4 protein-coding genes are annotated in these 9,227 nt (G+C 42.4%); all 4 read right to left on the reverse strand.

Going from position 1 to position 9,227, the window contains the following annotated elements; genetic code table 11:
• Positions 1-49 precede the first annotated feature (49 nt).
• The 4 genes from F607_RS0122090 to F607_RS0122105 all read right to left on the reverse strand — a co-directional run bounded on the left by F607_RS0122090 (position 50) and on the right by F607_RS0122105 (position 7,727).
• The gene (locus F607_RS0122090) at positions 50-2,089 is read right to left on the reverse strand and encodes a type VI secretion system Vgr family protein (RefSeq protein ID WP_027709809.1); all 2,040 of its coding nucleotides are present in this window, start codon (positions 2,087-2,089) and stop codon (positions 50-52) included.
• Positions 2,090-2,188: 99 nt separating this feature from the next.
• Positions 2,189-3,199, reverse strand: coding sequence for a hypothetical protein (locus F607_RS0122095; RefSeq protein ID WP_027709810.1), 1,011 nt, complete (start codon positions 3,197-3,199; stop codon positions 2,189-2,191).
• Positions 3,192-6,713, reverse strand: coding sequence for a toxin VasX (locus F607_RS0122100; RefSeq protein ID WP_027709811.1), 3,522 nt, complete (start codon positions 6,711-6,713; stop codon positions 3,192-3,194). Before F607_RS0122100 ends, F607_RS0122095 begins: the two co-directional genes overlap by 8 nt.
• Before the next feature lie 3 nt (positions 6,714-6,716).
• The gene (locus F607_RS0122105) at positions 6,717-7,727 is read right to left on the reverse strand and encodes a DUF4123 domain-containing protein (protein ID WP_027709812.1); all 1,011 of its coding nucleotides are present in this window, start codon (positions 7,725-7,727) and stop codon (positions 6,717-6,719) included.
• Positions 7,728-9,227 lie beyond the last annotated feature (1,500 nt).

The following is a 9,227-nucleotide window of genomic DNA, read 5'->3' on the forward strand; positions in this document are numbered from 1 at the left end:
AACTGACGTGAGCATTACCAATGGCTATAACAAGAAAGAGTATTTCACTTTAAGATGTTTTCTCTTCGCATATTGCACAAAACGGCTCTACTTTTTTGATGGATGCAAGAAGTGTTTGTCGTTGTTTATTGAGGTCAATTTTGTGTTCAGACACGAAGCCAGAACGATCGCGGTCAGCCTCCATTGGCCTAACAGGGGATTGTGGCATAGCCTGTTGAGCCCCCGCCGCTGAACCACCTCCGATGTTATAACTCGGACCTTTTATGTAAACGCCACTGTGATCTATTTTGATAAAACTGCCACCACCATAAAATACTATTTCCTGGTCTGACTCCATCACGATTTTTTGACCACTTTTGACATGCCACTGTTGTCCACTATCTAACAAATGCTCACCATCTACCTGCACATGTAATGTTTGATTGACGTGATGGTGGATTTCCCCTTTAACCACACGCTCGTGGTTTTGATCTACTTTTAAATGATTATCTTGTTTTATTAGCAGGTAGTGATTTTCCACGATTTCATGGTGGCGCATTTCCACTACTTCTTCACGACTGTCGTTTTTTACTCGAAGATCACTGTCTTTTTCGCCATGTATCCGTATTTGTTCAGCGCCTTGTTTATCTTCAAAACTTAACTCGTTGTATCCACCACTACCGATTGTCGAGTCAGTACGAAAGCCTGAACGGGTATTCTGTTGAGGCAATGGGTAGGGAGGGTATTTTCGGCCGTTATAAACAACCCCTGTCACAACAGGCTGATTTACGTCTCCATGCAAGTAGTCAATCGTTACCTCCTGTCCAATACGAGGAATAAGCAAGGCGCCCCATTGTTTACCGGCCCAGGTCTGCATGACGCGCAACCAGCGCGATGAGTGTTCGTTATATTGCCCTAATCGATCCCAGTGAAACTGGGCCTTAATACAACCAAAACGCTCGGTGTAAATTTCTTCACCTTTGGGACCCGCCACTACGGCAGACTGTTTACCTGGCATTTTAGGGGCTTTAGCGCGAAGGGAAGGACGAAACGGGGTTGTTTTGGGAATCCAAATGCCCGTATTGCGGTAGCGACTGCCTTCATCAGCGGTATATTCATCTTGACCTTGTGGTTGAACGCCTTCATGCATTACTTGGCAGATAATATACAACTGATTCAGTGAGGATCGAGGATGTCGGATGAGCTCAACCTGATAGCCTGGTAATAATCGACGACAGGTGCCTTTTGCATCTATTTTTTCGGCAAAGGTATTATGAGCTTCCAAGCGAAGCTGGGCATAGCGCTGCCCATCTTCTGGTAACTGATAGCCACCTGGAAATTGGTACTCACACAGTGACTCATCACCATTGATAGCCTTTACATGCAGGTCCAGATTAGGCTTAGTGAAGTTATAGTCGTCCAGCTCCACTTTGCCTATTGTGCGTTGGCAAGTGTAGCGGAGTTCATCAACCACTTCATGCTCAGGCACTAACCCGGTCTTACCATGAAACTCAACCTGCTGCTCAGCGACAGGACCAAACGCGGTGTTATGATCTGACACGATCAACTTATGGCTATCTTGTTGGTGCTCGAAAAAATAAAAAATACCTTCTTGCTCCAATAACCTGGAAATAAAATTAAAATCCGTTTCATTGTATTGAACGATATACGTATGCGGTTTGTATTTTCCGGTTAGTTTAAAAATAAACTCATCTTTTTCTTTAAAACCCGCACTTTCTAAAACAGACTGAATAATTTCTGGAATGGTCTGCTCCTGAAAAATACGACAATCCATTCGCTTGGTGAGATACCAAAGCTTCGGTACAATGTAAAAGCTATATTCAGTGTATTTATCGCCACTTCGACCTTTACTAAAACGATTAATAATTCCATTCACATGTAGCTCAAAGTCTTCACCGACAATGGTTAGCGTTGCCGACTGAAGTAGCATATCCTCAGGCTCAATATCATCACTGATACTGACCATTTGAATATCAAATTTAAACCACTCAGAAATGGCTTCATGGCCAATAAACGACGTTACGTTAAAGGTTGCGCTACAGGCAGGCAGCGTGACATGGAAGATGGATTCATTCGCAGCAAGCATCATCAAAACTCTATAAACCAAGCATAATGATTAGTATAGGTGACCCGTCTTAGGTGAACCCTTCAAAATCTCTATTGGTTTTGTCTCGATGCTAGCTCAGTACTACTCATTAACTGGCGTATAATAGCGCCCTTCAGCTTTCGCCTCAGCAATACGACGTTCCATATCAAAGAATTTCTCACGACGTTTGTAACGTTGTCGCCACTTTTTTTCGAGTTCAACTAGCTCAGCAGAAGGCTTAGCCCATTGCTCTTCGGGTAAAGGTTTAGACCACTCTTCCGCTTCAGGCGAAAATTCAACGCTGTATAACCGTTCTTTTAAGGCGGCATATTTAAACGCCCAAAAGCGGCCCATAAACCAATCCGCAATAACGTGCTTAATCCAAGCACCCCATTCTCCTTGGGTACGCAATGCTTGCCGTTTTTGGTAATGTAATTTTGGGTCTCGTTGGCTCTGATCAACATCAGGAATGTGTTCAGGCCCTAGTTCCATAAAGGAGCGGATACATTCCCACTGCATAATCCCTGAGAGTTCGACACCACAAGGCATACGCCATACCCCAATAAAACCATGGGGATCATCGTAGGCTGGAGGGCCCATACCCAATAAAGCACTCCGATAAGCGACACTGTCACCCACCGTACTGGCGCTACTGACCCAGGCTTTAAAAGATTCCCAAGGCACAAGATGAAGTTGTTTTTTATCATCCACCCAAGCGACTTCACGGCGTTGTCGATTGAAGCGAGTCTGCATGTTTTCTTTGCCATGTTTATAATGGGAATAAACAATGATAAAAATGCAAATAAGTAACCAAACAGACCAACATCCTGCCAGAACTAATATGAAAGACCATGCTATTGGCTCACGACTTGGTGCAATTGTTTGAATGAAAAAGTACAGACATACACAAAATAACCCACTTGAAGAAAGCCCAAAGTACAATAGCTCAAAAGCCGCCTTGGCGTTGCCACTGCCAATATCGATAAATACATCATTTTTTTTTGTCAGTACGTTTAAAGGATCTGCGGCCTTATAACCTGTCCATATGGGTAATGGCGACAAGATTAGTGAGGTCACACCATCACTGTGCTCAACATCAGAGAACTTATACATCAGTTTCTCCAGGGTCTTCTGCATAATTCAACCAGGCATCATTAATGGCAAACAGCTTCATACGCTGCTCTCCTGGCAATGTATCATTATCTTCAAGGGCAGGAACCATACCTGGCTTGTCATCATCCTTATACTGAAATTCGTCCAGCTTAACGGTATATCTAACATAGTTTTTTGCTTGCTGTACCGGCTTATAGGCCATATCGGGCCTGGAAATAAATTTAAAACTTAAGCTGGATGCATTCTTTAATGCCTCTCTTGAAACAAATAATTTAAGCTGCAACATATTATGATTAAATGCTGCAGAGGCCGTATTTAACAGATAAAAAGTAATATCTTGCTCTTGATAATTGTTGGTTACAGCAATACCAATTTGTAAGGGAGATTCACTCTGCTGTATAGGAGTAGCGTGTTCAGATACCACAAAACTACTACGTTTGATTCCAGGAATCGAAATCGTGATATCCACCATGTTATGTGTTCGAACGGATTGTGCATGTAGGTCGTATTGTTTATTTTCTGTATAGCCCTCAACATAGTACTGAGCTTCAATTCGTGGACGCATAATCGCATCCGCTAATTGCTGCTGTTCTTCTTGATAGCTCCAACCTTGAGATTGCCTACCCCAATAACAACGCTCGACCCATACCATAATCGGTGGTGATTTATAAATCTCATACAGTGCTTCACCAATCAGGATAAACACGCCGCCAATGACTAACCAAGGCATGGCACTGGCAATGGGGCCTGCAAAGCGAGCCAGTGCAGCACCGTAGTTCATGCCATGTAAGCGAGCATACTCGAATGCTTTAAAAGCGTAATACCCTTGTCGTGCATTACCCACCAGTACGAAGGTATTCCCAAGTATAGAGGTTGCATTGCCAGCTGCTGCTATATAGTCATCATCTTCAAGTGCATCACTTACTTCTTTAAATTTTTTAACGTTATCTGATAGTGCTCCTAACCCATCAATAAAACTTAAAAATAGGGTAGAAATAATAACAACTTTACCTAACGTATTAACCAGAAAAGGATTTCCCCTCTGAATACCTCCTTCAATACTTTGTCGCCATAATTCAACGCCAACAGATGCTGTAGCAGTAAAAGCACCTATGACATCTGCAGCAATTTCAGTTTGGTCTAACAAGCTCCTATCTTCTTTATGCGCTGTCTCTTCCAATGTCGAAAATGCATTAAAAATATTGGTAATGGACAATAACACTGGAATAAAGATGGCCCTGATACTACTACCCACACTACTGAGCGTATGCCCCTGTCCATAGTTCGTCAGCATGCCACTTCGGAAGCCTTCAATATGCTGATTAAGGGTATTTATTTCTACGTCACTGAGTCCCTCAATCTTAAAGCCACTCATACCCTGAGTAGGGTCTACAGGGGACGTATAAGCTAGAACTGTTGCTCTTGCGTTTTGCAATGACTGCCATTTTTCTACAGACGTTTGTTTAATGGCCTCCAGTTCTTGATGTAATGCCTGGTTTGTTGCCCAGTCGCGGCGCTGCTGCGCTTTTTTAATTTGCTGACGAATATTCTTACGTTTATTTTTTAATGTACGAATAACGCCTTGATCTTGTCCCAGTTCATTCAATGCGCGTTGAAATTCATTGGTAGCTTCTGCATTGGGCAAACGAATCATTAAATTATCATTGGCGGCGGCATTCACCAGAAGCAAGTCAAAGCTGACGTTGGTGTGACGAATCACGCGTCGAGCGCGTGTCATGGTGTCCAGGTTATTGAGCTGACCGAAGGTGCGTGTAACCTCACGGATATATGCCGGTGTTAATGCTGCAATGATACTGCCACGTAATTCAAGGTGTTCTGTTAATTCTGGAAATTGATCCAATTTAAGCAATGATTTTAATTCACTGACATCGTTTGCCGTCGATAGAATCGTTTTTAAATCATCGGTCGTATTGGAGGCATTATTAATTTCATTGGCCGATTCGATACTGTAATTGGTAATAAATAATGAGGCGCGGTTTTCTTCACCAAACTCATCAATATACAGCTTGTGTGCTAAATCAACGCCTTTGCCTTCTGCATCACCGCAGAGGTTGGCAATGCAACGAAAGTGGGTTTCATGCAGGTGCTTCACTTGATCAGAGACCAGTATATCGAAATACCAGAGCGCATTATTGATACGCGGTAGCAGTTTATTTCGATCATGGCTGTTGTCTTCTTCGAGGTCAGCGATATGTTCAGCCAGCTGTTCGGCATTGGCTAAAAAGGCTTTCATAGGTTTGAGACGAACACGCTGTTCAATACGAGGTATGTTCCATGGGCTGTCATCCTTGAGCATACTGAGTTTTCCCTTACTGTATTGCTCTACAGCGTCTTTATAGTGGGCATGATGGCCATGCTGACAGGCCAGTTGCTCTTCAAGGTGTTCGGCTTGCGCTTCTAATTCGTCAGCTTTTGCATTGAGTTCTTTAAAGCGCTGAGTCCAATTAGACGACAGTTTCTCCCGTTGACCATAACGTTTTTGTTGAGCGGCTTTTATACGCAATAGGCTAGCTTGATAACGCAACTCGGCAACACGGGTATAGTCTTTTAGGCTTTGTTGATCCAATGGCTCCAGGTTTTTGGTGGCCTGATCTTGCTTAAAGTGATTGCTTAAATCGCCTTCACTGACTTGATATAACCCTTGAACAAATTGTCCGGCATGCAAGGCTTGTTTATTATTTTCATACCACTCACGTTTTTCTCGATATATACACTCTGCATGCATATCAATATCGTGTAATACCCCGAGTATGTCGTGCAGTACCAAGAGCGCGGTATTATATGAACTCCCTTTGGTTTCAACCATGACTTTACCTTTTGATGCGGGTGCCAAAGGTAAGGAAGACCAGCTAAAACCAATTTTTTCAAACGGTAAGTGAGGCTCATTTTCAGAAAACGGCTCAGGAGGATTTTTGTCCATACACTCACTGAGTACTGTTGAGATACTGCTTAATGGCACGAGATGTTTTGCCCCATGACCAAAGTCATAATCATCGAGGTCCACCCGCTGCATATACTGACGTCGTAAACGAGAGTCTGATTTGACTTCCGTTATTTTGTTATCTGTCCAGGCAACTTCAGAATACACCACCTCAATAAAGCCTTGGCGGAGTAATTTAATAGGGGCTGTTAATACGCTGGGTTTACCGACACTATCCTGTTTATTCCAATAGACAGACTGTTGGCTGTCATCCTGAATTTCAAACGACAGTAATTCATCAGGCTTCAGTGAGTGGAACAGATAGACAAACCCTTTACGGGCTAATCGCACGCCTATGGGTTTGCTGAGTGAATCAAAGCCAGGAGCGAGTGCAGGGTGTTCGACATCTTTTTCTACTAAGGCGTAGCGGGTTGGGTAGAGATAAATAAATTCTTCTGTCACTGGGCAGTGCGCTATGCCATCTTGTGTACCGCCATCAGCAATTTCTTCCATGGCTTCGTCGGCATTAGCTGGTTTACCGTAAGGACTGTTATCTGTGTCATCACTGCTCATGGACTAATTTGCCCCATACTGTTTTGCAAGGGCGTAGGCTTCTGTTAACCGCTCTTCAAGGGGGCTTTTGCCAGCCTGGGTGATCAGTTGGTAAATAGCTAAGTAATGTTGCCCCCTAAATAGTTTTTCGCCCAATAATGCGACAATATTAGTCAATAAATACGTTTCTTTAATGGACTGACATTGCAAGCCTTCTGCGAGGGCATTAAGCGCATGGATTACAGCATTAGACTGTTTAAGCCTAAGTGCATCATCAGGCACTAAAGCCTTCGTATGGCGGTTAAACTGACCCATAAATCGATAAATAGCCGTTACTAATGACGCCTGGTGCAATAAGTGAGGGTGATATTCGGTAACGTAGTTATGCAGTGTTTGTAGTATGTTAACTTTAGGAGCCTGGGCCATGGCGGCTATTTGGTGTGCAGTAAATGCTTGTGGCTGCTCATAATGATGTACATCGTAGGTCGGATTTGAGTTGGTCACACTGAGCCAGCAAGCATCCATAACGCTCAATGTAGGATGCGGTCTAATAGCAGGTGAGTGATCAAACTCGCTGTCTACTATAGGGCATTCCACCGAAGCAAAGGGACCTAGCCAGTATTCATGTTGTTCAGGTGTTGATGCTGCAAGCAGTCGCCAGACAATACGAGGGTCACTGGCCCGAAACAGCATTTCACCACCTTGCGGGTGATTGGCCGTCAGCCACCATTGCGCATGCTGCACCAGTTGTTCAAATGGAAAGTCGCTGCTTAGCACTAATCCCCAGTGCCGGGTAATACCTCGGTATAAATAATCAATAAAAAAACGGCCTAAGGGGTCTGTTTTAACCAGCAAGGGTGATAAATCACTTAATTCAGCAAAAGGTGTATGCTCAAAAAGAGGGAACACCTGTGGTGCTTTTTCTTTTTCATAAATACGGTTAAGTAATCCTGGTTCGCTAGCCCCATCTAACAGTAAGTAGCAAGACTCACCAGGCCGAGGGTGCTGGCGAATAGCATCATAGGGTATTTTCATACATCAGCTCTGGTCACAGTACGAATCATGGTGTTTGATTTCAGTATAGTGGCTGAGACCGACTTAGCATTCACGGCAGTATGAAGCAAAAAAAGGGATAACCTAGAATTGAGCAGGCTTCACTACTTAATTACTTGAATGGGTATTACATAATACGGAAATTGATACTATTTTACGCGAAAATCGTCAAAATAGCCGATAACAGCGGTTATCGGAAGTTTTTTCGAGGGGGTTGAGTATTCTGAGGGGAGGGAGGAGCACTAAGGGCGCTGGAGTTCAAAGCGATAGATTAATGGGTGATTTGGTGAATTCAGGTAGGGAATCTCTCCTACAATAATAGTATTTCATATACTCTTTCTAAGGTTAAAAATAATACGCATAGGAGAATAGCTATTGGCTCATACTTTTTTAGGCAGTAGTTTATTGATTATAAAGGCATTTATTATATTTTTAATTTTTCAATATATTAATCAGAGGTATTTGTTAGTAGTGGTAATTAATTTCATTTATGGATCAGAAAAACCCTCAGAGATTCATGTTTATTTTTGGATTTTTTTAACAATGGTACTCACATTGCTAGAGCTTATTCTACTGGATAAAATCATATTATTTATTAAAAATAAAATGAGCAAACATAAATATACAAAATAAAATTTAATTAAATCTCTATTGGATAAATGCAAGCACTACTTACCTGTCTCGGTAATAGGCAATCATCAGTGATACTTCATTAACAAAATTGATCTCATAAGCCTAGCCAAAATAGTGAGAACCAGTTAAAATAATAATGGTTTATGCGTCCTTCCTACGTAATGTTTTACATCAGAGTGACGTTCATTGATAGTTATACAAAGTTCAAATTAGGAAATAGTATGAAGTGGGCTGCTTTTTTTATGGCGCTAGCATCGTCGTCAAGTCTTTATGCATCGTTTCATTGCGAAGTAACTGTAAATAGAGTTTTGGTATACGGAAATGGTGATATAAATGTGCTTCACAGTGGGAGAAATGACTTTACGTATATTTGCAATTCAAAAGGTACGTGGAAAGGTATCGATACAGTTACCTGTGCACTTTGGGTGAGCATGCTGCAAAGCACTCAAAATAACTCCAAGAAGGCAATATTCTATTACCCTGGTGAAGGTTCATGCTCTACATTACCAACATATGGCAATGCTCCAGCCCCAGCTTATATCGGAACAGTGAAATAGTTAATGCCTAATCAGGTAAGAGCTGGTATCTAACCAGCTTTCCCCACACCACCCTGCATGCGGGATTGATTGTGCTCCCTTGGTAAATATGCGAAGCCATAAAAATTAAACTATGCACTGCTGCCGAGGGAAAACGATGGACTGGAACAGAGAACCTATATCAAAATTCCTTCGAAAGAAGTTCATTAAGTCCATAGCGCTGTTTGTCAAGATAGTTGTCGCATCAACCAACCTACACTAATGATTTAGCATTTGATTGTTATCAGGGTTAAGCCAAACCCTTTCAATTCGA

This window comes from Zooshikella ganghwensis DSM 15267 (assembly GCF_000428585.1).
In the GTDB taxonomy this organism is placed as follows: Bacteria; Pseudomonadota; Gammaproteobacteria; order Pseudomonadales; family Zooshikellaceae; genus Zooshikella; species Zooshikella ganghwensis.

Coding starts and splice junctions, on each gene's coding strand:
- F607_RS0122090 (WP_027709809.1), bottom strand. CDS start 2,089: ATGATGCTTGCTGCGAATGAATCCATCTTCCATGTCACGCTGCCTGCC.
- F607_RS0122095 (WP_027709810.1), bottom strand. CDS start 3,199: ATGTATAAGTTCTCTGATGTTGAGCACAGTGATGGTGTGACCTCACTA.
- F607_RS0122100 (WP_027709811.1), bottom strand. CDS start 6,713: ATGAGCAGTGATGACACAGATAACAGTCCTTACGGTAAACCAGCTAAT.
- F607_RS0122105 (WP_027709812.1), bottom strand. CDS start 7,727: ATGAAAATACCCTATGATGCTATTCGCCAGCACCCTCGGCCTGGTGAG.